This is a genomic window from Gordonia sp. N1V (assembly GCF_029269935.1).
Classification (GTDB): Bacteria; Actinomycetota; Actinomycetes; order Mycobacteriales; family Mycobacteriaceae; genus Gordonia; species Gordonia polyisoprenivorans.
Map to the genome: position 1 here is coordinate 289,799 of NZ_JARJDD010000005.1, position 26,862 is coordinate 316,660.

Consider the following 26,862-nt stretch of genomic DNA (forward strand, 5'->3'; position numbering starts at 1 on the left):
GCGCCGAGTGCCCGGCGTGCCACCAGCGCTCAGTGACCCGGGTGACTGCGGGGGGTGTAGACGAGATCACCACCGCCACGTCGCACCACCCGGGTCGCCGACGACCCGATGATGATCAGCGTGCGCATGTCGACGACAGCCGGATCGAAGTCGCCGACGGTCGTCACCGTCAGCGACTGCTCGTCGCCGCCGACGTCGCGTCCGAGGACGAGCACCCGATCTGCCGAAACCGATTCGGTCAGGATGTCTTTCAGTGCCGACACCTGCCAGGTTCGACTGCGCGACCCCGGGTTGTAGATGGCGATCACCAGATCGGCGGTCACCGCGCGGCGGATCCGATCGGCGATCACCTCCCATGGTTTGAGCCGATCCGATAGTGAGATCACCGCGAAGTCGTGGCCGAGTGGCGCGCCGACCGCCGCTGCAACCGCGTTGGCCGCGGTCATGCCGGGGACGACCCGCACGGGCACATCGGCCCACCGGGGTTCGGCGGCCACCTCGGACACTGCGGAGGCCATCGCGAACACTCCCGGGTCGCCGGAGGACACCACCACGACTCGGGCGCCTCGGGCCGCGAGATCCAGTGCGAACTCGGCACGTTCGGCCTCGACGCGGTTGTCGCTGGCGTGGATGCGCTGTCCCGGCCGCGGCGACACACGTGCCAGATAGGTCTTGTAGCCGACCAGATCGGTGGCCGCCGCCAGTTCCCGCTCCACCTGCGGGGTGGTCCAATCGTCGGCGCCCGGCCCGAGGCCGACGACCACCACCTCCGCCCGCGGCGGGTCGGGGGCGCCTGCGCGCGGGTTGTTCAAGCGACCCGGCACCACCACCATCGAGAAGTACGGCACCTGCGCGGGGTCGACCTCGGCGACCGGGGCCACCTTCTGTGCGGTGGTGGATGCGCGTTCGACGTACCACGCCTCGTCGAGCCGGCCTGCCGCGCGCAGCGCCTCGCGCACCCCGGTGAAGGTCCGGCCGAGTTTGATGACCGCGAAAGCATCGGCGTGCGCGAACAATTCACGCATTCGGGGCACCGGCAGGGTGCCTGGAACGACGGTCAGCGTCTCCTCGGCCTCCACCAGCGGGACCTCGATTGCCGCCGACGCCGCACTCACCGATGTCACGCCCGGGATGATCTCGGTCGGGAACTCGGCGGCCAGGCGCTTGTGCATGTGCATGTAGGAGCTGAAGAACAGCGGGTCGCCCTCTGCGAGCAGGGCCACGTCGCGGCCCGCACGCAGGTGAGAGGCAAGGAGTTCGGCGCTGTCGGTGTAGAAGTCGTCGAGCGCACCACGATAGCCGCCCGGATGGTCGGCGGCTTCGGTGGTCACCGGGTACATCAACCTCTCCTCGATCTGCCCCGGACGCAGATACGGCTCGGCGACACCGCGGGCGATACTGCGCCCGTGGCGTGCGCAGTGATAGGCCACGACCTCGGCCGAACCGATCACCCGAGCGGCCTTGACCGTCATCAGTTCGCTGTCACCGGGTCCCAGTCCGACTCCCCACAGTTTGCCGAGGCGCCGCGACGACATCGATTGTGATGACACCGATTGTGATGACACCGATTGTTCTGAACCCATGGTCGACGCCTCATTCCTCCGGGCTGGCCAGTGCGTTGATGGCGGCAGCGGTGATCGCGGACCCGCCCCGGCGGCCGGTGACCGTGATGAACTCGAGGTCGGCGCGGGCGGCCAGCTCGGCGCACGATTCGGCGGCCCCGACGAAGCCGACGGGCGCACCGACGATCGCCGCCGGCCGCGGCGCCCCGGCGTCGATCATCTCCAACAACGCGAACAGTGCGGTCGGGGCGTTTCCGATCGCGACGACGGCGCCGTCGAGGACCGGTTTCCAGAGTTCCAGTGCCGCAGCGGTTCTGGTGGTACCCATGCGTTCGGCCAACTCCGGCACCGCGGGATCGTGGAGATGGCATCGGATCTCGTTGTCCGCGGGAAGACGACGCCGTGTGATCCCGCTCGCGACCATCGTGGCATCACAGAGAATCGGCGCGCCGTCGGTCAGTGCATTCCGTGCGGCGCGCACCACGCCCTCGGTGGCCACCACGTCGCGTGTGAGATCGGTCTGTCCGCAGGCATGGATCATCCGCACGACGACACCGGCCACGTCGGGAGCGAACGCGGACAGGTCGGACTCGGCACGGATGATCGCGAACGATCGACGATAGATGGAGGCGCCATCACGCAGGTACTCGGTCATGATGTCCGTCAGCCTATCGGCAGCGCCGTCGGGACCGATCATCTGCTCGGTGCGCCAACTCGGTCCCGCCGGCGGTGATCGTCGCGGACCCGCGTGCCCTGTGAGGCGCTATCGTATGCGGCGTGACCGCGCCTACGCTGTACATCTTCCCGCACGCCGGCGGCTCCGCGGCCTTCTACGTGCCCTTCGCACGGACCTTCACCACCGATATCGGACGGGTGGCGGTCCAGTACCCGGGAAAGAACGGAAGCCAAGACCTGGCCGCCTTCACCGGTATCGACGCCCTCGCCGACACCGTGCTGAGCAAACTGCCGGCCTTCGGCCCGGACACGCGCGTGGCGTTCTTCGGCCACTCCATGGGGGCCTTGGTCGCCTTCGAGACCGCCCGCCGCCTCGAACAGCGCGGGGTGCAGATCGAGGCGCTGTTCGTCTCCGCATGCGCCGCACCCGGCCGCAGTGGGTACGAATACATCCCGGAGTCCGATCGTGGACTGCTCGACGCGGTCTCGGCGATGACCGGACTCGACCCCGCGATGCTGCAGGACGAGGCCTTCTCGTCACGGATTCTGCCGACCCTGCGCGGATTCAAGGCGATCACGGCCTACGAATGCCCGCCGGAGGTGACGCTGGCGTGTCCCATTCACGCGTATCACGCCGACAACGACGAGGTCGCCACCGCAGAGAAGGTTGCTCCGTGGGAGCAACGGACCTCGGCCGAATTCACCATGCGTGAGTTCCCCGGCCACCACTTCTATCTGTCCGAGCACCTCGCCGACGTGGCAGCCGACATCGAGCGCCGCCTGTCCGCCACCGAGGACTGACGCCGACCCCGGGCACGACCCGGGTGACCCGCGCCCGTCGTTCCGCCACGAATTCACATCGACATTCCTCACCGAATTTCGGGGCTGTTTGAATTCAGAAACAACGCCAATTCATTTCTGGAAAAACGCTGTCGACTTTCCGTGAATTTCGCGGATTCGGTGAATTCTCGACGTAAATTCGGTGCAAAGGCATGAATCGGACCGGTGAAGTCGGATTCGGCGGAGTTTCCCTCAATCCCACTGTGACACCTGGCAGTAAAGTCGTGTGGGACGCCCTCGGACACCGTTCTTCACAGTCAGTGCATGTATCGTCAGCTCACGAGAGAGTTGCTGTGATTGAACGACGATCGCGACAGCGTGAACACCTCACGCGTCGTGATAACCGTCGAATCGACGCACGTGCTCACTCGAAACGCCTCCTTGGGAGGGGAGGCTCGACAGACATCGTTGCGATGCACCCTGCGGTGGTTGATGGCCGCCACATCGCGCATACAGACACACATTTCGCCGTCGGGGGGAAAGTGACGGACAGCAGTGAACAGTCGAGGGAGAGCACGACCCTCGCTGCAGGACACCATCCCTGGGATTCTGCGCGCTCGCGCAGCTGACCAGCCCGATGCCGCAGCATTCACCTTCATCGACTACGACGTCGATCCGGCCGGCTTCTCCGAAACGCTGACGTGGGCCGAGCTGTACGACCGCGTACGCGTCGTCGCCGCCGAACTCGGTCGGCACGGCGCGCCCGGGGACCGGGCGGCGATCCTGAGTCCGCAGAGCCTCGACTACATCGTCGCGTTCCTCGGAGCGCTCGAGGCTGGTTTCATCGTTGTGCCGCTGTCGGTTCCGATGTTCGGAGCCCACCACGACGAGCGCATCAGTTCGGCTCTGGCCGACTGCACGCCGGCGGTCGTCTTCGCGACCACGACCGTCATCGACGAGATCCTGCCCTACACGCAGAGCGTGCCCGGTGTGACGCCTGCGGTCGTCGAAATCGACGCCCTCGACTACCACACACCTGGCGCCGCCGCCGGCAGCCAGGTCGGCCGGGACCGAACCGCCGTACTGCAGTACACCTCGGGGTCGACGAGTTCGCCTCGGGGCGTGATGGTTTCGCACAAGAACGTGGTCATCAACCTCGACCAGCTCATCTCCGACATGTTCGCTCATCACGGCGGCTGGCCCGATCGTGACTCGACGCTCGTGTCGTGGCTGCCTTTTTACCACGACATGGGATTGCTCCTGGGGATCTGCGGTGGCGTGATGGCGGGTCTGCACACCGTCGACATCAGTCCGATGGCGTTCCTGCAGAAACCGTCCCGCTGGATTCAGGTGATGGCCGGTCATCCCAAGTCGTTCACCTCTGCGCCGAACTTCGCCTACGAGCTCGCCGCCCGCCGGACCTCCGCCGACGACCTGGCCGGTCTGGACCTCTCCCAGGTGACCGGATTCATGTGCGGAGCCGAGCGCGTCCACGATGCCACGGTGCGCCGATTCGTCGACCGATTCACCCCGGATGGTCTGCCGGAGAACATCGTCCGGCCCGCGTACGGATTGGCCGAGGCGACGCTGTATGTCTCCGCGCTCGTTCCGGGTACTCCGGCTGTGGGCGTTCGGTTCGACTTCGAGAAGCTGGCGAAGGGCTACGCGCTGCGGTGCGGCGAAGGGCAGGACGGCGCGGTGTTGATGAGTCACGGACCCCAGCGTTCGGTGACCTACCGCATCGTCGACCCCGATACCCGTGAGGAGAACCCCGCCGACCGCGTCGGCGAGATCTGGGTGCACGGCGAGAACGTGCCCGCGGGGTACTGGCGCAATCCCGAACGCACCGAGGCGACGTTCGGCGGCTGGATCGAGAATCCGCGTTCGGACACCCCGGCCGGACCATGGTTGCGCACCGGCGATCTCGGGGTCGTGTCCGAGGGCGAGCTGTTCATCACCGGTCGCATCAAGGATCTGCTCATCATCGACGGCCGCAATCACTATCCCGACGACATCGAGGGCACGGTCACCGAGCTGACCCGGGGCCGCGTGGCGGCGGTGTCGGTACCCGGTGAGCACGCCGAGGAACTCGTCGTGATCGCCGAGGTGAAGGATCGCGGAGAGCCGGTCGACCTCGACGAGTTGCGGGCGGCGGTGGTGGCGACGATCTCCGGTCGACACGGCGTGCGCGCGGCCGACGTGGTCTTCGTCGCGCCCGGCTCGATTCCGATCACCACCAGCGGCAAGACCCGGCGCGCCGCCGCCGGCGAGACCTATCGGACCGGCGGATTCGCCCGCCTGGACGGCCACCGGTGACCCCAGGGGATCGCGCCGATCGGGGCGAGGACGATCGTGCCGAACGGCAACTGCGTGACTGGCTCGTCGACCGGCTCGTCCTGATGGGCTGCGACCCCGACGGGGTCGACGTCGACATCCCGTTCCACGATCTCGGCGTGGGGTCCCGCGACGCGGTGGTCCTCGCCGGCGAACTCGCCGAACACCTCGGCCGGCCGGTGTCGCCGGTCGATCTCTGGGAGCACCCGAGCGTCGCAGCGCTGGCACGCTTCGCGCTCGGCCGAGACACCGGGTCGGCGGCCACCGATTCGGCGCCGGCAGCCCGGAACCCCGACACCGACGCGCGCCCCGTCACCGACACCGATGATCTGATCGCCGTCGTCGGGGTGGGCTGTCGGTTCCCCGGCGGCATCCTTGGCCCGCAACAGTATTGGGATTTCCTGCTCGCCGAGGGCGATGCGATCGGCCACGTCGATCCGCAACGATGGGAGTCGTTCGCCGACGGCACCGCCGAGACCGACGCGGCGCTGGCGCGCACCACCACCTGGGGCGGATTCCTCAACGACATCGATGCCTTCGACGCCGAGTTCTTCGACATCTCGCCCAGCGAGGCCGACAAGATGGACCCCCAGCAGCGGCTGCTGCTGGAGGTCTCGCACGAGGCGCTGGAGAACGCCGGAATCCCTGCGGAATCGTTGCGGCACAGCCAGACCGGGGTGTTCGTCGGCGCTTGCGCTGGGGAGTACGGCTTCCTGGCCACCGCCGACCTCGCCGAGGTCGACAACTGGTCGGGGACCGGCGGCGCGCTGTCGGTCATCGCCAACCGCGTGTCCTATCACTACGATCTGCGTGGTCCGTCGATCACCGTCGACACCGCATGTTCGTCGTCGCTGGTCGCGATCCACCTCGCGGTGGCGAGTCTGCGCTCGGGTGAGTCGTCGACGGCGCTCGCCGCAGGTGTCAATGTCATGCTCTCCCCGGCGATCACGCGCAGCTTCGACCGCAACGACGCCATGTCGCCGAGCGGGCGGTGCCACTCGTTCGACGCCGCCGCCGACGGCTACGTCCGCTCCGAGGGATGCGGCGTCGTGGTACTCAAACGTCTTGCCGACGCCCGCCGCGACGGCGACCACGTCCTCGCGGTGGTGCGGGGGAGTGCCGTCAACTCCGACGGTCATTCCAACGGGCTGATGGCGCCCAATCCGTCGGCGCAGATGGCCGTGCTGCGGGCCGCCTACATCTCCGCGGGCATCGGGCCGCGCGAGGTGGATTACGTCGAGGCACACGGCACCGGCACCCTGCTCGGAGATCCCATCGAGGCGCGGGCCCTCGGCGCGGTCGCCGGTCGGGGACGCCCCGCCGACGACCCGCTGTTGATCGGCGCGGTGAAATCGAATCTCGGTCACCTCGAGGCCGCGGCCGGCATCGCCGGTTTCCTGAAGGTCGCCTTGGCCCTCGAGAAGGGTTGCCTCCCGGCGACTCCGGGCTTCTCAGAACCGAATCCACACATCGACTTCGACAACCTGCGCCTGAAGGTGGTGGCCGAAACGACACCGTGGCCCACGCCGGGCAGGCCCCGTCGCGGCGGGGTGTCGGCCTTCGGTTTCGGCGGTACCAACGCCCATCTCGTCCTCGAGCAGGCGCCGGAGCCCGAAGCCCTCACCGGACCGGCGGCCGAGAGCATGGACAGTACCGGCCGATCACCGAAGTCCCCGATCGCGACCCTGGTGGTGGCAGGTAGATCTCGCGAGCGCATCGCGACCACGGCCGGCGCTCTCGCCGACTGGCTCGACGGAGACGGTGCCGCGGTGCCGCTCGCCGAGGTCGTCGATGGTCTCGATCACCACCGTGATCGCGCACGCGCCTTCGCGACCGTCGTCGCGACCGACCATGCCGCGGCGATCACCGGGTTGCGGGCGCTCGCCGACGGGGTGAGCGCACCCGGTGTCGTCGCCGCCCACGAGCAGCCGTGTCGCCCCGGGACGGTGTTCGTCTACTCCGGCCAGGGATCGCAGTGGGTCGGGATGGCGCGTGGTCTGCTGGCCCATGACCCGGCCTTCGCCGACGCGCTCGAGGAGATCGAACCGGACTTCGTCGAGCAGGTCGGATTCTCGCTCATCGAGGTCGTCCGGTCCGGTGCCCCGGTCACCGGGATCGACCGCATCCAGCCGGTCCTCACCGGCCTCCAGCTCACCCTGACGCGACTGTGGCGCGCCCACGGCATCGTCCCCGACGCCGTCATCGGCCACTCGATGGGTGAGGCGGCAGCGGCCGTCGTCGCCGGCGCGCTCAGCGTGGCCGACGGCCTGAAGGTCATCGCCACACGGTCGCGCCTCATGCGGCGGCTCGCCGGACAAGGCGCCATGGCGCTCATCGAACTCGACGCCCCTTCCGCCCACGAACTCGTCGCGGGCTTTCCCGCCGTGACCGTCGCGGTGCTGGCCTCACCGAGGCAATGCGTCATCGCCGGCCCCCCGGAACAGGTGGATGCCGTCGTCGATCGGGTGGCGGCGCAGGATCGTCTCGCCCGGCGGGTCGAGGTCGACGTCGCCTCCCACCACCCGATCATCGATCCCGTGCTGCCCGATCTGCGTGCGGCACTGGTCGATCTGAGCCCCCGGCGTCCCCACCTGGCGCTGCTCAGCACCACGCTCGAGACCGGAGAACCCACCTTCGACGCCGACTACTGGTGTGCGAATCTGCGCAATCCCGTCCGGTTCGCGTCGGCGGTGGCCCGGGCGGGCGTCGACCACGGAGTCTTCGTGGAGGTCAGCCCGCACCCGTTGCTGACCCACGCGATCGACGAGACCCTCGCCGACATCCATCATCACGCCGTCCCCACACTCCTGCGTGATGCAGACGAGATGATGACCTTCCACACCCATCTGAACATCGCACGCACCGATCGCCGCCACATCCCGGCACCAGCTCCGTTCGGTCCGCATCCGCAACTGCCGACGACGCCGTGGCATCACTCCCGGCACTGGTTCGCCACCCGTGCCCGTTCCTCGCGGTCGCGTGCGGCGAGCGCCGGACTCACCCCACGACCGGGCACCCTGCTCGGCGAGCACATCGCGGTCGGAGACACCACCCACCTCTGGCGTGCCGACCTCATCCCCGAGGCGCTGCCGTACCCAGGACATCACCTGCTGCATGGACTCGAGGTGGTCCCCGTCTCGGTTCTGGTGGCCACTCTGGGTGGCGCCGCTGCCCACCTCGGTGCCGACGGGCTGACCGACATCAGCTTGCGCCATCCGATCGCGGTGGATGCGCCACGGCGCATCCACGTCGTCGCCGACGCCGACTCGGTGTCCATCTCGTCCTCGGCGATCACCGACGACGACACCTCGCGGCGGGTCCGCCACGTCACCGCGCGACCGGTCTCGTCGACCCCGCCGGGCCTCCGGCCAGGCCTCAACTCCGACAACGGTTCCCGGCCGATCGACACCGCCGACCTGGTGGCGATGACGCCGACCTCCTCGACCGCAGATCTCCTCGCCGAATGGGGCGTGCAGGGGCAGCCCTTCGCCTGGGAGGTGTCACGCGTCGCGCGCAGCACCGGCCGAATGCTGGCCGACATCGGGTTACCCGAGCCCTCGCCGGCCGCGATGCTCGACGCGGCGGCCCACGTCGCCCGACTCGTCGACGACTCGACCCGCGACCTGATGGTTCCCGCCCGGATCGACTCGGTGCTCCTGCCGATAACCCTGCGCGGCACCCGCGCCGTCCTCGACATCCGCCGAGTGGTGTCCGACGATGCCGACCTCGTGGTCGACATAGTCGGATCCACCGAGGACGCCGACGACGCCCTCCTCGTCCGCGGCCTGCGGTTCACCCTGGTCGACGCCGAACCCGGTGTGGCCGAATCCGCTGTGGTGGAAGCCGATCCGCGGTCGCTGGTCCGCACTGTGGTGTGGCGCGAGGACGTCGGAACCGACACGGCCTCACCGACGACGATCGCACAAAGCGACGCGGTGGCTGTGCTCGGCGACGCGCATGCCCTCGCCGTGGCACTCGCGCGTGCGGGAGTGCCATGCCGCGATCGGGCCGAGGACGCCCGCCACGTCATCTACGTCGCCCCCACCACCGCGGCGGACCCCGATCAGTTGGCTGCCGATCACGCTGCTGCCGCGGCGGGAATGACCTCGGAGGTCACCGCCGTCATCGCACGGATGGCCCGGAACGCGACCTCGCAGACCCTGTGGATCGTGACCCGCGGTGTGCGCGAACCGAACTCGTCCGGCGATCTGCCCCAGAGCGCGCTGTGGGGGTTGGCCACGGTGATGGCCGAGGAGCACCCCGACGCGTGGGGCGGACTGATCGATCTGGCCGCAGGTGCCGATCCGGCCACCGCGGCGCCGCTGATCACCGAGCGGTTCGACCGGCCGTGGGGCGGTATCGCCGCCTTGCGCGACGGTCGGCTGCTCCGTCCGAGCCTCGAACCCCTCCAGACCCCCGAGACCCGCGACGACACCGAGACCCGCGACGACACCGAGACACGCGGCGAGGCAACGCATCCCGCACCACGCGCCGGCGTCATGCTGCGCTGCCGCCCGGATGCCGCCTACCTCGTCACCGGGGGACTCGGGGCACTCGGCCGCGTGATCGCCGGACGGCTCGTCGATCACGGTGCCCGCCGGCTCATCCTGGTCGGCCGCACCGGTCTGCCGGCGCGCCGCGACTGGGACCGAGCCGATCTCGACCCGATCCTCCGCGACCGCATCAACACCGTGCGCGACCTGGAGAGTCGCGGCATCACCATCACAGTCGTCGCACTCGACGTCGCCGACAGCGCGGCCGTGCAGGCCTTCCTCAGCCGTCGTGACGATGAGGGCGCCGCACCCATCCGTGGTGTCGTGCACGCGGCCGGGGTCACCGAGAACAGACTGCTCACCGAGTCCGACGACGCCGCACTGACCACCGTCATGCGACCCAAGATCGCCGGGGCGCAGGTACTGCACGAGGTCTTCGGCGACAGCCTGGACTTCTTCGAGATGACCGGGAGCGCCGGTGTGCATTTCGGTATTGCGGGCCAGGGCGGCTACGCCGCGGCCAACGCCTACCTCGACGCGCTCGCGCGCCTGCGCCGCCATACCGGTACCCCGGCCCTGACGATCGACTGGGTCGCCTGGCAGGGACTGGGGTTCGCGGTCGACGCCGACATCGTCACCGCCGAACTCGCCCGCCGCGGATCCCGGCCCGTCACCCCGGCAGAGGCACTGCACGCCTGGGACCTGATCTCCGAATCCGGTGTGGCACAAGCAGTCGTTCTCCCGCCACCACCGCCCGCACCGAACGCCGACGACGCCACCACCGGCACACCGTCGTGGTCGCAGATGGCCAGGCCCGACCTGCTCGCCGGATTGCGCGACGGCTTGCGAGCGATCCTGGCCCGGGAACTGCGGATGTCGGAGGCCGACCTGCTCACCGACGTCCCCTTCGCCGAGTTCGGCCTCAATTCGCTGATGGCCATGTCGATCCGCCGGGATGCCGAGAAACTGGCCGGTCTCGAACTGTCGGCGACGATGCTGTGGAATCACCCGACCATCGATGCGCTGGCCGACTACCTCGCCACCCGGATCGCCGGTGACGACGAGCCGGCCGCACAACTGCCCGCCGAGGATTCCGGTGGCCTGCTCGACGATCTCTTCGCCGACGCCGAGTCCGCGCCGTCACCGCTGGGTGCGGAGCACGGTCTCCGATGAGCGCCGACGACCTCGAATCCGTTCTGCGCGACTGGCTGACCACGCGGCTCGCCGCCCTCGTCGATCGCCCGGCAAACGACATCGATCCGACCGTGGCGCTGGCCGATCTCGGGCTCGGCTCCCGGGACTCGGTGATGATCTCCGGTGAACTCACCGAGTTCCTCGGCAGGCAGGTCTCGCCCGTCGAGTTCTGGGAGCATCCGACGATCGACGCGCTGGTGGCCCACCTGTGCCTCGGGGACCACGTCGAACCGCAATCGGCATCGGCGGGGCGATCATCGGCCGACGACGGTCCGATCGCGGTGGTCGGCATCGGATGCCGATTCCCCGGCGGGATCAGCGGTCCCGACGAGTACTGGCAATTTCTCTGTGCCGGCGGTGATGCCGTCACCACCGTGCCGCGGGGCCGGTGGGACCGTTTCGACGACGGTCGTCCCGAGGTTGTCGACGCCCTCGCCTCGACCACCCGGCACGGCTCCTTCCTCGACGACGTCGAGGGCTTCGACGCCGACTTCTTCGAGATCACCGCCCGCGAGGCGGCCAAGATGGATCCGCAGCAGCGTCTGATGCTCGAGGTCGTCTGGGAAGCCCTCGAACATGCCGGGATCCGACCCGAATCCCTGCGCCGGACGCCGACCGGTGTCTTCGTCGGCGCCTGCGCCGGCGAATACGGGTATCTCGCGTCCACCGACCTGCCGACGATCGACGCGTGGAGCAATCTCGGTGCGGCCCTGAGCATCATCGCCAATCGGCTGTCCTATGTCCTCGATCTGCGTGGCCCGTCGTTGACGATCGACACGGCGTGTTCGTCGTCGTTGGTGGCGATCCACCTCGCGACCCAGAGCCTGCGGTCCGGTGAAGCAGACGTCGCGGTCGCGGGCGGGGTGAACCTACTGTTGACGCCGGCGGTGTTCGCCGGTTTCGATCAGTCCGGCGCGTTGTCGCCGACCGGTGCGTGTCATGCCTTCGACGCCGCCGCCGACGGTTTCGTGCGCGGTGAGGGAGCGGGGGCGGTCATCCTCAAGCGTCTCGATGACGCGCTCACCGCCGGTGACCGGATCCTCGCCGTCATCCGCGGTACCGCGGTGAACCAGGACGGCCATTCCAACGGACTGTTCGCCCCCAATCCCGCCGCGCAGATGGAGGTGCTGCGCACCGCGTACACCCGCGCGGGCATCGGCGTGCGCGAGATCGACTACGTCGAGACCCACGGGACGGGGACCCTGCTCGGTGACCCGATCGAGGCCCGCGCACTGGGCACGGTGCTCGGCCGTGGGCGCCCGGCCGACGCGCCGCTGCTACTCGGTGCGGTCAAGACCAACCTGGGGCACCTCGAGGCTGCCGCCGGGATCGCAGGTTTCATCAAGACCGTCCTGGCGTGTTCGCGCGGCACCATCCCGGCCACTCTGCATCAGCGAGAACCCAACCCCCACATACCATTCGACCAACTGCGGCTGCAGGTCGTCGACACCAAGCGGGCATGGCCGAGTACCGGACGACCACGACGAGCGGGCGTGTCGTCCTTCGGTTTCGGTGGCACCAATGCGCACATCGTCGTCGAGCAGGCACCCGTCGTGCATCGCGATCCGCCGCCCGTCGACATGCTCGCCCCGGCGGTGAGCACCCTGGTCCTCTCGGGCCGCAGCGCCGAGCGGGTCGCCGATCTCGCCGCGACAGTCGCGGACTGGATGACCACCGACGGTGCCGGGATCCCGGTCCCCGACATCGCCCACACCCTCAATCATCACCGGGCGGTGTTGCCGGTGACCGCCACCGTCACCGCCCGCGATCGGGCGGGCACGATCGCCGGACTGCGCGCCCTCGCCGGTGGCGACACGGTGGATGGAGCTGCTGCCGTCGGGGTGACCCCGCCACGGGAGAACGCCGCGCGCGCAACGGGAACCGTGTTCGTCTACTCGGGCCAGGGCTCCCAGTGGGCCGGGATGGCCGCCGTTCTGCTCGCCGACGAACCCGCCTTCGCCGACGCCGTCGACGAGATGGAGGGCGACTTTCTCGACCACGTCGGATTCTCACTGCGCAACGCTCTGACCGAGCGCCGCGACCTGCACGGTGACGCCGAGGTGCAACCGGTACTGATGGGCCTGCAGGTGGCGCTCACCCGGCTCTGGGCACATCACGGTGTGCATCCCGACGCGGTGATCGGGCAATCGATGGGGGAGGTGAGCGCCGCGGTCGTCGCCGGCATGCTCACCGTCGCCGAGGGACTTGCCGTGATCGGTATCCGCTCGCGGTTGATGTCGGCGGCCCCGGCCGGCGGTGTCGCGGTCCTGCGCCTCTCGTGCGATGAGGTCGCGGCACGACTGGCAGCACATCCGGGCGTCGAGATCGCCGGTCACCTCGCACCGCGGCAGACGGTGGTGGCCGGTCCACCCGAGGCCGTCGACGCGGTCCTCGCCGAGGTCCTCGCCGACGGCGTGTTCGCGCGCAAGGTCGCCATGACGGTCGCCTCGCACACCGCGCTGATGGATCCGCTTCTGGCACCACTGCGTTCGGCATTGGCCGACCTGGCTCCGCGGCCCGCTCGGATACCGTTCCTGTCCACCGTGCACCCGGCATCCGCGGACTCCGTCGCTCCGGTGGTCGACGCCGACTACTGGGCCGACAACCTGCGGATGCCGGTACGGCTGGCACAGGCGGTCGCCCGCGGTGCCGAAGACCATGCGACCTTCGTCGAGATCAGCCCACACCCCATCCTCGGCCAGGCGCTCGTCGAATGCCTGGAGGAGTCGGGGGCCGAGGACGCCGAGGTCGTCGCGACACTGCACCGCGACCGTGACGACACCATCTCGTTCCACCGCGGGTATCACGCTGCCGCCCAGGGTGTTCCGTCGACCCCGCATCCGGCCGAACCGCATCCGGTACTACCGCGCACGCCGTGGCGACACACCTCGTTCTGGCTGCCCACACCCACCCGATCCCCGGGGGCGTCGGCGGGGCCCGGAGCAGGGTCACCTTCTTATCCCGCCGACGGTCGCGTCCCCCGATCGTGGTGGCATCACCTGGCCTGGCCGACGATGCCGGCACCCCGCACCTCGACGCTCGTGCACCCGCAGCGCTGGGTGATCGTCGGTGACGGTGTCGATACGGAGTCGATCACCGTGCTGCGCGCCACGCTTCCCGGCGGCTCGCAGATCATCCCGATCGACCCCGATACATTCGCCGACGATACCGACGATTCGGAAACGTTGAGCCAGAGCATCTCCGGCGCCGATCGTGTGATCTTCGCCCCGGCCACAGAGGCGGATCCGTTCTCTGCGCAACCGGCATATCGGCTGTTCTCGGTGGCGCGTCGCCTCGTCGCCGCTGCCGTGTCGAGTGGCACCCGACCCCGGCTGCACCTGATCACCCGCAACGGCGCACCGCTGGCCGATGGCGATCACGCCGTCCCCGCGCACGCCGCCTTGTGGGGACTGGGACGCACTCTGGCGCTGGAGCATCCCGAGATCTGGGGCGGTGTCCTCGACGTCGACGCCTCGGTCCCCGGCGGCGTCGTCGCACGCTATCTGCTCGACGAGATCGGCGCCGACGATCACGAGGATCAGGTGGTCTACCGGGCCGGCACGCGTCATGTCCCGCGACTGCGTGCGGGCGTGAGATCGTCCGACGATGTCGGGGGAGAACCGATCACCGGACAGACACATCTGGTCGTCGGCGCCACCGGACACATCGGCCCGCACCTGATCGCTCACCTCGCCGACCGCGGGGCGCACACCGTCGTCGCCGTCTCGCGCACTCCGGGCACACGTCTCGATCCGCTCGTCGCCGAACTCGGCGACCGCGGGTGCCGAGTGGTGGTGGTCGCCGCCGACGCGACCGACGAGACCGCCATGGCTGCGTTGTTCGCCCGCTTCGGCACCGATCTTCCTGCGCTGGACGGAGTTCACCTCGCCGCCTTCGGTGGTGGTCCGGTCACCCTCACCGACATGACCGACGAAGACGTGGCAGCCATGTTCGGTCCGAAACTCGACGCCCTGGCCGTCCTGCACCGGATGACGCTGACCTTCCCGGTGTCCCGATTCGTGGTGTTCTCGTCGATCTCCGGCCTGCTCGGGTCGCGGTGGCTCGCCCACTACGCCGCCACCACCACATTCCTCGACGCCTTCGTGCACGCCCGCCGAACCGCGGGCCTGCCGGCAACCACCGTCAACTGGGGGCTGTGGAAATCGCTGGCCGATCACCAGGATTCGGCCGAACGACAGGTCACCGCGGAGTCCGGATTGATACCGATGGACGATCGCATCGCCATCGACGCCCTGACATCGGTCACCGGACCGGGAACCCCGGCGCGGGCAATCGTGGTCGACGCCGACTGGGAGCTGCTGGGCGCCGCCTACCGCACCCGCGCCGCACTGCACATCATCGACGAGGTGATGCCCGCCGCCGGCGACGGCACCGACCGGGGTGCCATCACCGAGGGCGACACCGCATTCCGGCGGGAACTACGCGACGCCGACCCGTCGGTACGTCTGTCCCTGCTCGCCGACCGGGTGGCCGATCTCGTCGCCAAGGTCATGGGATTGACCTCACCCGCCGAACTCGACCGCAGCGCCGGGTTCTTCCAGTTCGGGATGGATTCCCTGATGAGCGTCACCCTGCAGCGAGCGCTCTCGGAATCCCTCGGCGAACTGTTGCCGACATCGGTGGTCTTCGATCACCCCACCGTCGACGCCCTGACCGACCATCTCGCGGCCACCCTCCCGGAGACGGCCGACCTCGACACGAACGAACCCGACGACGGATTCGACGATCTCTCCGAAGACGAACTCCTGCAAGCACTCTCCGAAAGGCTGGGCTGACCTGGTGCCTCCCGAAACCTCGGATCGCCGGGCGATCATCACCGACGCACTGCGCAAGATCGACGACCTGTCCCGAAAGCTCGCCATCGCCGAGCAGGGCGACCGCGAGCCGATCGCGATCATCGGCATGGGTTGCCGGCTACCCGGCGACGTCGACGATCCGGGCGACTACTGGGATCTGCTGACCGAGGGCCGCAGCGGTGTGGTGCGGGTGCCCGAGAACCGTTGGGACGCCGACGAGTTCTACGCCGAGGACCACACGATCCCGGGCACCATCGTGAACCGGGTGGGTGGTTTCCTCACCCACTGGGACCCCGACGAGTTCGATGCCGAGTTCTTCGGACTCACCCCGCGCGAAGCGATCGGGATGGACCCCCAGCAGCGGCTGCTGATGGAGGTCGCCTGGGAGTGCATCGAGGACGCCGGCCTCACGCGTGAACGGCTGCGCGGAACGGCCACCGGCGTGTACGTGGGGATGACCACCAACGACTACACCCTGACGTTCGCGGGTGCGATCCCGCGGACGGGACTCGACCCGTACATCCCGTTCGGCAACGCCGCCAACTTCGCCGCGGGCCGCCTGTCGTATTTCCTCGGCCTCAACGGCCCGGCGATCGTCTCGGACACAGCGTGCTCCTCGTCGCTGGTGTCGGTCCATCTCGCGTGTCAGGGGCTGCGGCGCCGTGAGATCGACAGTGCGCTGGCCGGTGGGGTGAATCTGAACCTGAGCCCGGAGAACAGCATCGCCTGTTCCCGGTGGGGCATGCTGGCCCCCGACGGCACCTGCAAGACCTTCGACGCCGACGCCAACGGCTATGTGCGCAGCGAGGGGTGCGGCGTGGTGGTGCTCAAGCGCCTCTCCGACGCGGTGCGCGACGGCGACCGGATCCGCGCGGTCATCCGCGGTACCGGGGTCAATCAGGACGGCGCGAGCAGTGGCCAGACCGTTCCGAACGGTCCCGCCCAGCAGGCGTTGATCCGCTCGGTGTTGGCCGCCTCCGACCTGGCACCGGCGGAGATCGACTACGTCGAGGCCCACGGCACCGGAACCCCGCTGGGTGATCCGATCGAGCTCGACGCCCTGCACGGGGTGTTCGCCGAGCGGGGCGAGAGTGCACCCTTGGTTCTGGGGTCGGTCAAGACCAACCTCGGGCACCTCGAATCCGCCTCCGGTATCGCCGGTCTCATCAAGACGGTGCTGGCGATCGAGCATGCGCACATCCCTCGTCAGCTCCACTTCTCGGCGCTGAATCCGCACGCGTGCGACGGCGCCTCGCGTTTCGCCATCGCCGCCGAACCACAGCAGTGGCCGCAATCCGGGCGACCACGCCGTGCCGGGGTGTCGTCCTTCGGTGTCAGCGGCACCAACGCGCACGTCGTACTCGAGCAGGCCCCCGAGATGCCGGCGGAACCGACCCCCTTCGCGGTGACCCCAGGCGCGGTTACCCCTGTACCGGCGACTGCGGGACCCGGGGTCCACACGCTGATCATCTCGGGCAAGACCCCCGAACGCGTTGCCGCACAGGCTCAGACCCTCGCGGACTGGATCGGCGGCGACGGCGCACAGGTGGACTTGTCGGCGATCGCTCACACCCTGGCCCACCACCGCTCACGGTTCGGTGTGGTCGCGACGGTCACCGCACGCGATCACACACGGGCCGAGACCGGTTTGCGCGCCCTCGCCGGTGGTTACCGCGCGCCGGGAGTCGTTCCCGCACATGAGGGAACCTGCCCTGGGGGCACGGTGTTCGTGTTTTCGGGGCAGGGGTCGCAGTGGGCGGGGATGGGTCGTCGGTTGTTGGTGGCGGAGCCGGCGTTTGCGGCTGCGGTGGTGGAGTTGGAGCCGGTGTTTGTTGCGGTGGTGGGTTTTTCGTTGCGGGAGGTGTTGGCGTCGGGGGAGCCGGTGGTGGGTATTGATCGGATTCAGCCGGTGTTGGTGGGTGTGCAGTTGGCGTTGGTGTCGTTGTGGCGGTCCTATGGGGTGTGTCCGGATGCGGTGATCGGTCATTCGATGGGTGAGGTTGCTGCGGCGGTGGTGTCGGGGGCGTTGTCGGTGGCGGACGGGTTGTCGGTGATCGCGACGCGGTCGCGGTTGATGAAGGCACTCTCGGGCCACGGCGCCATGGCGTTGGTCGGACTGGACGTCGACGCCGCGCACCAGATCTGCAGTCGGTACCCGGATCTGACCATCGCGGTGCACGCCGCACCCGATCAGACGGTGCTGGCCGGTCCGCCCCAGCAGATCGATGCGGCGATCGCCGAGGTCGCCGCCCGCGATCTGCTCGCTCGGCGTGTCGAGGTCGACGTGGCGTCGCACCATCCGATCATCGACCCGGTGCTGCCGGAGCTGCGGGCAGCGCTGTCCGGCCTGACGTCGACCGAACCGACGATCCCGATGTTGTCGACCGCCGACCCGGACGGCGCGACGTCGCCGGTCCTCGACGCCGACTACTGGTGCGCCAACCTGCGCAACCCGGTCCGCTTCACCGAGCGGGTCGCGCAGGCCGGTGCCACGCACGCGACGTTCATCGAGATGAGCCCCCATCCGCTGCTGACCCACGCCATCGATGCAACGCTGGCCGATCGGCATCACCACACCATCGGCAGCCTGGCCCGCGACACCGACGAGGTGGAGACCTTCTTCACGAATCTCGCTGCGACACAGACGCTGCGCGCACCCGCGGTGCCCGATACCGGGGCGTTCACGCGGCTCCCGAAATCCCCGTGGATGCACTCCCGGTACTGGGTGGAGGTACCCGCTGCCGAGCCACACCGCGCCGACTCACACCGCGCCGGCCCACCACCGCCGACCGAGACCGGTTCGCCGCGCAGCGGCGGCGCTCTCGACGAGTGGTACCACGAACTCGCCTGGATCGAGCGGGCCCTGCCCGTCGACGTGGCATCGCCTGCCGTCGGTGCCGATGCGAGAGACGACGGCGACGGCTGGGTTGTCGTCTCAGAAGAGCCGGATGCGCTGGCCGCGGCATTCGGGCCGGCGGCGCGCGCGGTGACCGTCGCCGACGCAACCGACGGCGCCGCGCTGACCGGCGCAACACACGTGGTGTTCGCCCCGACGGCCACCCGGACAGACTTCGGTGCGCTCCGCGCTCACGAGGTGTTCGGTGACGTGCGACGGGTCGCTGCTGCGCTCGCTTCGGCGCCCGGCCGTACACATCTGACGATCCTCACCCGCAACGCCCAGCCCGTGGCCGACGGCGAGCCCGCCGATCCGGCGCAGGCGGTGCTCTGGGGATTCGCCCGGACACTCGCCCTGGAGAACCCCGAGATCTTCGGACGGGTCCTCGACGTCGACGCCGCGCTGCCCGCCGCATTGGTGGCGCGTCATGTGCGTGCCGAGCTCGACAGCTCCGACGGCGAGGATCAGGTCGTGCTGCGGGCGGGCCGACGACTACTGCCACGACTGCGGGCCGCGGTGCCGCCGACCCCACTGACCGGATTACCCGGCTACACCACTGCGCTCGTCGTCGGAGCGACCGGAAACGTGGGGCCCGACCTCATCGTCGAGTTGTCGCGGATGGGCGCCGACACCATCGTCGCCCTCTCCCGCAGCGGCGCCGACCTGTCGGCCGAGGTGACCGCAGAGCTCGCCGCGAACTCGACCACGCTGGTGAACTTTTCCGCCGACGCCGCCGACCCAGAGGCGATGCGAGAGCTGTTCACGCGCTTCGGAAACGATCTCCCACCCTTGGACGGCGTTTATGTCGCCGCGCTGGCCGGTGGCGCCGGTTCACTGATCGAGCTCGACGATGCCGAGGTCGACGCGATGTTCCGCCCGAAGGTCGACGCGATCTCGGTACTGCACGAACTGACGGTGACCACCCCGGTCCGCCGCTTCGTGTTGTTTTCCTCGATCACCGGATTGTTCGGCTCGCGCTGGCTCGGGCACTACACCGCCGCCAACTCCTTCGCCGACGCCTTCGCGTTCGCCCGCCGCGCCGTCGGGCTGCCGGCCACCGTCATCGACTGGGGATTGTGGAAATCCTGGGCCGATGCCCAGCCCGAGACCGCTTCCGCCGGACTCACCCCGATGCGCAACGAGACCGCGATCGCGACCCTGCCCACCCTGCTCGGGGCGGACGCGCCGATCCGGCCGATCGTGGTCGGCGCACAGTGGGCGCGGCTGGCCGAGGCCTACCGGATGCGCACCTCGTTCCACATCGTCGACGACCTGCTCGGCGAGGCCGACCACGACCTGTCGGGTCTGCCTCCGGCCCGGCCCGACACCGTTCTGGGTGAGGTCGACTCGATCGAGACAGGCACGGTCGAGACGAGCGCGGGAGATTCGGGCGCCGGTGCCGCCGAGGTCCCGTCACACACCTGGTTCGCCCGTATCGCCGACGACGAACTGCCCTATCCCGGTTCGCATCTGGTGCACGGGGTGGAGGTCGTCCCGGCCTCGGTGCTGCTGCACACCGTGGCCACCGTGGTGGCGCAGGCCGGCGCGGCCGGTGCCAAGCACATCGCATTCACCCAGCCGTTGGTCCTCGATCGTCCCCGCGTCGTGCGGGTGCGGCTCGACGAGACCGGTGCAATCACGATCGCCTCGGCCACCTCGGTGGGCGCCGGCCCGCACGAGTGGGTCGAGCATCTCAGCGCAGGTCTTCTCGACTCCGAGGCACCACCCATCGAAGCCGCCCGTACGGCGACCGGCTTTTCGTCCGAGCAGGCGGCGGAGCTCGAGCAGCACTGGGGTCTGTCCGGCCGACCCTACGGGTGGACGGCCCTCGAGAACCGTTCCGCGCCCGGCACTCTGGAGGCCGGCGTGTCCGCGGCGGGGACCGCGGCGCTTCTCGATGCCGCGGTACACCTCGCACGGTTGATCGACGCGTCGCACGACGGCCTGATGTTCCCGGCAGCGGTGGAGACGATGACCGTGTCACCCACCACGGCGGACGGCGAGGCGACCGTCGAGGTGCGGTATCGCGAGGCACGCCGCGGTGGCTTCGCCGCGGACGTGACCGCCGGGACGGGCGCACCGTTCACCGTCGACCTCCGGGGCCTGTGTTTCGTTCCCGCCGCGCCGGCGGCGGGAACAGAGGTCGGCGGAGCGCCCGACGCGGCCGTCGACGCGCCTGACTGGGAGCTGATGTCCGAGCAAGAAACCCGCTCCGAACTGGTGAGCCGGATGCGGGTGATCCTGGCACGGGAACTGGGTATGCCGACCGACGCCGTGCGCTCGGATCAGCCGTTCCCGGAGCTCGGTCTCGACTCGATGATGGCGATGACGGTGTTGCGCGATGCCCGTCACCTGGTCGGCCTCGACCTGTCGGCGACCATGCTCTGGAACCATCCCACCATCGACGCCCTGAGCGAGATGCTCACCGGTCTTCTCGCCCCCCGCCGTGAGGCGACGCAGGCCGCCGCGGCGGAGGCGGCCGGCGAGCAGCAGGCCGAGGTCAGCGTGCTCGACAGTCTCTTCGACAGCGTCGAATCCCTCTCGGATCCGTTGGCCGGATCCGAGTCCCTGTCCGACACACAGCCCGTGTCGGCCGTCCCCGAGAGTGGGCAACGATGAAGACCACCTTCGATCGAGTGTCGGCGATGACGCCGGCACAACGCAGCGCCTTGGTCGAGCAGTTCGACAAGGCCGCACGCATCACCGGTGCCGAACCCATCGCCGTCGTCGGCATCGGTTGCCGCTTCCCGGGCGGCGTCCGTGGGCCGGAATCGTTCTGGGAGCTGTTGACCCAGGGCCGTGACGGGGTGGTGGAGGTTCCGCCGCAGCGATGGGATGCCGAGGAGTACTACGACCCGGATCCGATGGTGCCCGGGCGGATGCCGTCGAAGTGGGGCGGATTCCTGGACGACATCGCGGGTTTCGACGCCGACTACTTCGGGATCACCCCGCGTGAGGCGGAGGCGATGGATCCCCAGCAGCGCATCGCGCTCGAGGTGGCGGTCGAGGCGCTCGAGGATGCCGGGTACCGTTCCGACGCCCTGACCGGGGTGCGTGCGGCGGTCACCCTCGGTGTCTATTACAACGAGTACCAGAGCACCTCGGCCTCGCATCCGGAGTCGATCGACGCGTACTCGGCAACCGGTAACGCGCACAGCATCACCGTGGGGCGCATCGCCTACCTGCTCGGTCTGCGGGGCCCGGCGGTCGCCGTCGACACGGCGTGCTCATCGTCGCTGGTCGCTCTCCATCTGGCGTGTCAGAGCCTGCGTTCCCGGGAGTCCGATCTGGGGTTGGCCGGCGGTGTGAGTGTGATCCTTCGGCCGGAAACGCAATTGGCACTGGGTAAATGGGGAATGCTCTCGCCTCGCGGACGGTGTAATGCCTTCGACGTGGCGGCCGACGGTTTCGTCCGCGGCGAAGGTGCAGGCGTAGTGGTCCTCAAACGCCTTGCCGACGCGGTCCGCGACGGTGACCGGGTGCACGCGGTCATCCGCGGTTCCGCGGTCAACTCCGACGGACGGTCCAACGGGCTCACCGCACCGAATGCGCCGGCCCAACGCGAGGTGATCACCCGCGCGCTCGCTGCCGGTGACGTGCCCGCGTCCTCGGTCAACTTCGTCGAAACCCACGGCACCGGAACATCTCTGGGCGACCCCATCGAGTTCGACGCCTTGTCCGCGGTGTACGGCCGCGAGTCATCCTGCGCACTGGGTGCGGTCAAGACCAACTTCGGGCACCTCGAGGCGGCCGCCGGTATCGCCGGATTCATCAAGGCGGTGCTGACGGTGGAGCACGGGCAGATCCCGCCGAATCTGCACTTCACCCAATGGAATCCGGCCATCGATGCCCGGTCGACGCGCATCGTCGTGCCGACCGAGACGATGCAATGGCCACAGAGCGACACACCCCGGCGTGCCGGGATCTCCTCCTTCGGTCTCGGCGGTACGAACGCCCACATCGTCATCGAGCAGGGGCCCGCACTCGCCGCCGCGTCGAGCGTGGCGTCGGCGATGCCGACGGTATCGCGACTGTCGGTGACCGGTCGATCGGAGGATCGTGTCCGTGACCGTGCTCGTGCACTCGCGCAGTGGCTCGAGACCGGCCCGTCGGTCGCACTGCCCGACGTCGCAGCAACCCTGGATCGGTTGCGCACCACCACCGATCCCGTCGGCACCGTGTGTGCCCGCGACACCGACGAGGCACTGGCCGGTTTGCGCGCCCTCGCCGAGGGCAGCCCACGTCCCGGCATGCTCGCCCCGCGCCGGTACCGGCCTCGGCCCGGCACGGTGTTCGTGTTTTCGGGGCAGGGGTCGCAGTGGGCGGGGATGGGTCGTCGGTTGTTGGTGGCGGAGCCGGCGTTTGCGGCTGCGGTGGTGGAGTTGGAGCCGGTGTTTGTTGCGGTGGTGGGTTTTTCGTTGCGGGAGGTGTTGGCGTCGGGGGAGCCGGTGGTGGGTATTGATCGGATTCAGCCGGTGTTGGTGGGTGTGCAGTTGGCGTTGGTGTCGTTGTGGCGGTCCTATGGGGTGTGTCCGGATGCGGTGATCGGTCATTCGATGGGTGAGGTTGCTGCGGCGGTGGTGTCGGGGGCGTTGTCGGTGGCGGACGGGTTGTCGGTGATCGCGACGCGGTCGCGGTTGATGAAGGCACTCTCGGGCCACGGCGCCATGGCGCTCCTCGAAGCCGACGCGGCGACCGCAGACGCACTCGTCCGCGCACACCCGGGGCTCTCGACGGCCGTGTACGCCTCCCCACGGCAGTGCGTGGTGGCAGGTCCGCCCGAGCAGGTCGACGCGGTGATCGCCGAGGTCACCGCCCGCAATCTGCTCGCCCGGCGCGTCGAGGTCGACGTCGCCTCGCACCATCGGACCGTCGATCCCATCCTCGACGACCTGCGGGCGGCACTGGCCGACCTCGCCCCCCGGCGGCCGACGATCCCGATGGTCTCGACCGTCGAGGAATCGCAGACCGCTCCGGTGACCGACGCCGACTACTGGGTCCGCAACCTGCGCAACCCCGTGCGCTTCGGCGATGCGATCACCCGTGCCGCCGCCGACCACTCGATCTTCATCGAGATCAGCCCGCACCCGCTGCTCACCCATTCGATCGGCGACACGCTGGCCGCCGCGCGTCCGGACGGTGACGTGGAGGTGCTGGGCACCCTCGTGCGCGGCGAGGACGAGACCCTGACCTTCCACGGCGCGCTCGCCGTCGTCGAATCCGTCACCCCGCGGTCCGGCCCGGAGAAATCGGACCCCGAGAAGCCCGCCGCCACCGAATCCGCCGTCACGCCCCCGCCGCCGGTGACACTCGCCCCGACGAGTTGGCAGCACACGCGGTACTGGCCGACGGTTCGGGCGACATCCACCCGTTCCGGTGAGCACCCACTACTCGGCACCCATGTCGAAGTTCCCGGGGGAGAGCACATTTGGCAGGGCGAGATCGGCACCGACCATCTGGCGTGGCTCGGCGATCACCAGGTGCACGACCGTGCCGTCCTCCCGGCCGCCGGATTCGCCGAGATGGTGCTCGCCGCGGGCTCCGAGGCGCTGGGTATGCCGGCGACCGGGCTCGAGGTGCATCGCCTCGAGGTCGAGGAGATGCTCGCCGTGGACACCACGGTGTCGGTGACCACGCGCCTGTGCCGCGTGGCCGACGGCGAGATGGGCTTCGAGATCCATTCGCGTACCACCGAAGGTGCGTGGCGCAGGCACGCCACCGGGCGGGTGGTCACGTCGACATCGCCGGACATCCCCGCCCCGGTCGCGTTGATCGGTGGGACGACCGTGGCGCCCTCGGACTTCTACCGCGCGTTGCGGAGCACCGGCGCCGCCCACGGTGAGGCGTTCGCCGCGCTCACCCACATCGTGCGGGTGGGGTCGACCGATGATGCCGGCCCACGAACCGGGGCATCGGAATCGCGGATCGAATTACCCGCCGCGGCCGGCGTCGACCGCGGGTTCCGGCTGCATCCGGTGCTGCTCGACGCCGCCCTGCAGGGCGTGGCGGCCGCCATGCCCGAGGAGTCGACCTCGGGGATCGCAGCCGGTGGCGCCGACGCCGCGACCTACCTCCCGGTGGCCATCGAGTCGCTACGCGTCACCGGCGTGATCGGGCGTCGCGCAACGTGTTCGGCGCAGGTGACCGAGATCCCCGGCACCGCGGACAAGCTCGGTTCGTTCATCCTGACCGACGAGTCCGGGGCAACCGTCGCCGTCGCATCCGGTGTCTACCTACGCAAGGTCGAACGCCACTCGGTGCCGCTGCCCCTCGAGCAGAAGCTGTTCGACACCGAATGGGTCCCCGCCGATCTCCCGGGCGACGCATCGGGACAACTCGCCGACGGCAGCTGGCTGATCCTCGCCGGGCACTCGACCGCCGATGGTTCCTCGGCCGACGAGCTTGCCGATCTGCTGGGTCGCTCGCCGTCGCGGCGGGTGATCCGCCGAACGCTGCCGGCGGGGACGTCCGGATCGGGCATGACCGGAACCGGGTCCGTCCTCACCGAAGCCGCCATCGCCGATCTCGACGCGGATTCGGCGGCCGCCGGTGTGGTCGTGCTGCTCGACACCGAGACCTTCGACCCCCGCGGTGCGGCGTCCGAGCAGGCCCGCGCACTCGTCTGGTCGGTCACCTCCGCGGTACGGGCGGTCGCCGCCCGGCCGGGTCGCGCGCCTCGCGTCTGGCTGGTCACGCGCAACGGAATCGGCGTCGGCGCAGACGAGTCGGGCAATCCGACCGTAGGGGCGCTGGAAGGGCTCGTGCGCGTGATGGCCTACGAACATCCCGCGCTGCACGTCACCCTGGTCGATCTCGACGGTGACGATGATGCCCCGCTGGTCGCCGAATTGGCCGCCGATTCCCGTGACGACATCGTCGCCTGGCGCGCCGGTGCGCGTCATGTCCGCCGTCTGCGCCGTGCTCCGCTCGGCGCCCCGTCGGTCACCCCGGTCACGGCAGGCGCGGCCTACATCGTCACCGGTGGCCTCGGTGGCCTCGGCACCCTGATGGCACGTCACCTCCTCGACGCAGGCGCCGGACGAGTGGTCCTCAACGGTCGCCGAGCGATCACACCCGACCAGCAGACGCTCATCGACGACCTCTCGAACGGAGGCGAGGTGGCCTACATCGCCGGTGACATCGCCGAACCCGGCGTCGCCGCCGCACTGGTCGACGCCGCGCGGGAGACGGGCCGAGAGGTTCGCGGCGTGCTGCATGCGGCCGCCGTCATCGACGACGCACTGCTGAGCGCACTCGAACCGGACAGCCTGAGCCGGGTGTGGGCGCCCAAGGTCGCCGGTGCAATCGCCCTGCACGAAGCGACAACACATCTGCGCCTGGACTGGTGGGTGGTGTTCTCCTCGGCGGCGTCATTGCTCGGCTCGCCCGGGCAGGGCGCATACGCAGCCGCCAACGCGTGGGCCGACGCCTTCGCGCTCTGGCGCCGCCACCAGGGATTGCCGGCCACCGCGATCAACTGGGGCCAGTGGGCCCAGGTGGGCGTGGCAGCCGCCCTGACGATGGACGCTCTCGACCCGATCAGCCCGGCGGAAGGCATCGAGGCGTTCGACGCGCTGGTGGTCGCCGACGCCACCCGGGCCGGCGTCATCCGCCTCCGGCTCGACCGCGCGGCCGTCGCATTCCCCGAACTCGATCAACTGGGCTACTTCGCACCACTCGTCGCCGAGCTGCACGACCTCACCGACGACACCTGGGGCGGGGTGGAGGCGTTGCGCACCCTCGATGCGACCGCGGTACACGACGCCGTCACCGACCGTCTGCGCACCCGGATCGCGGCCATCATGGGCTTCGCCGACAGTCGGGCCGTCGACGTCGACAAGCCGTTGACCGACCTGGGCATGGATTCGCTGATGGCTGTACGCATCCGCAACGCGGTGCGCGGCGATTTCGGAGCCGAACCACCGGTGGCACTGCTCCTTCAGGGTGCAAGTCTGCGTGCGCTCGCCGCCGATCTCATCCGTCAGCTCGATCTCGCCGTCGCCGACGACACCGACGCCTCGGGCGGCCTCCGGGAACGAGCACAACTGCGCGCCGCCGCACGCCAACGGGCCGGCCGGCGCAGAACAGGACAGCGGGCATGACAGAAGCGG

At 69.4% G+C, this 26,862-nt stretch carries 8 protein-coding genes; 6 read left to right on the forward strand and 2 right to left on the reverse strand.

Annotation, left to right across the window (positions count from 1 at the left end):
• Positions 1-29: 29 nt before the first annotated feature.
• Positions 30-1,535, reverse strand: coding sequence for a precorrin-3B C(17)-methyltransferase (gene cobJ / locus P3L18_RS09440; RefSeq protein ID WP_265077970.1), 1,506 nt, complete (start codon positions 1,533-1,535; stop codon positions 30-32).
• 58 nt (positions 1,536-1,593) lie between these two features.
• Positions 1,594-2,217 carry a precorrin-8X methylmutase gene (locus P3L18_RS09445; RefSeq protein ID WP_170320202.1) on the reverse strand — a complete coding sequence of 208 codons (624 nt, stop codon included), beginning with the start codon at positions 2,215-2,217 and terminating at the stop codon, positions 1,594-1,596.
• Between the two features lie 122 nt (positions 2,218-2,339).
• Here P3L18_RS09445 and P3L18_RS09450 point away from each other — a divergent pair, with 122 nt between their 5' ends.
• The 6 genes from P3L18_RS09450 (at position 2,340) to P3L18_RS09475 (ending at position 26,853) form a co-directional block, all read left to right on the forward strand.
• Positions 2,340-3,038 (forward strand): alpha/beta fold hydrolase, encoded by a 699-nt coding sequence (locus tag P3L18_RS09450; protein ID WP_020171335.1) that lies wholly within the window; start codon positions 2,340-2,342, stop codon positions 3,036-3,038.
• 534 nt (positions 3,039-3,572) lie between these two features.
• Positions 3,573-5,333: a fatty-acid--AMP ligase gene (locus P3L18_RS09455; protein WP_276113949.1), complete on the forward strand. Its 1,761-nt coding sequence runs from the start codon at positions 3,573-3,575 to the stop codon at positions 5,331-5,333.
• Entirely contained in the window at positions 5,330-11,017 is a 5,688-nt protein-coding gene (locus P3L18_RS09460) for a type I polyketide synthase (RefSeq protein WP_276113950.1), read from the forward strand. The genes P3L18_RS09455 and P3L18_RS09460 overlap by 4 nt, the downstream gene beginning before the upstream one ends.
• Entirely contained in the window at positions 11,014-15,834 is a 4,821-nt protein-coding gene (locus tag P3L18_RS09465) for a type I polyketide synthase (protein WP_276113951.1), read from the forward strand. Before P3L18_RS09460 ends, P3L18_RS09465 begins: the two co-directional genes overlap by 4 nt.
• A 4-nt stretch (positions 15,835-15,838) precedes the next feature.
• Positions 15,839-21,370 (forward strand): type I polyketide synthase, encoded by a 5,532-nt coding sequence (locus P3L18_RS09470; RefSeq protein ID WP_276113952.1) that lies wholly within the window; start codon positions 15,839-15,841, stop codon positions 21,368-21,370.
• Positions 21,367-26,853, forward strand: a complete 5,487-nt coding sequence (locus tag P3L18_RS09475; RefSeq protein WP_276113953.1) for a type I polyketide synthase — start codon at positions 21,367-21,369, stop codon at positions 26,851-26,853. Before P3L18_RS09470 ends, P3L18_RS09475 begins: the two co-directional genes overlap by 4 nt.
• The last annotated feature ends 9 nt before the right edge of the window (positions 26,854-26,862 follow it).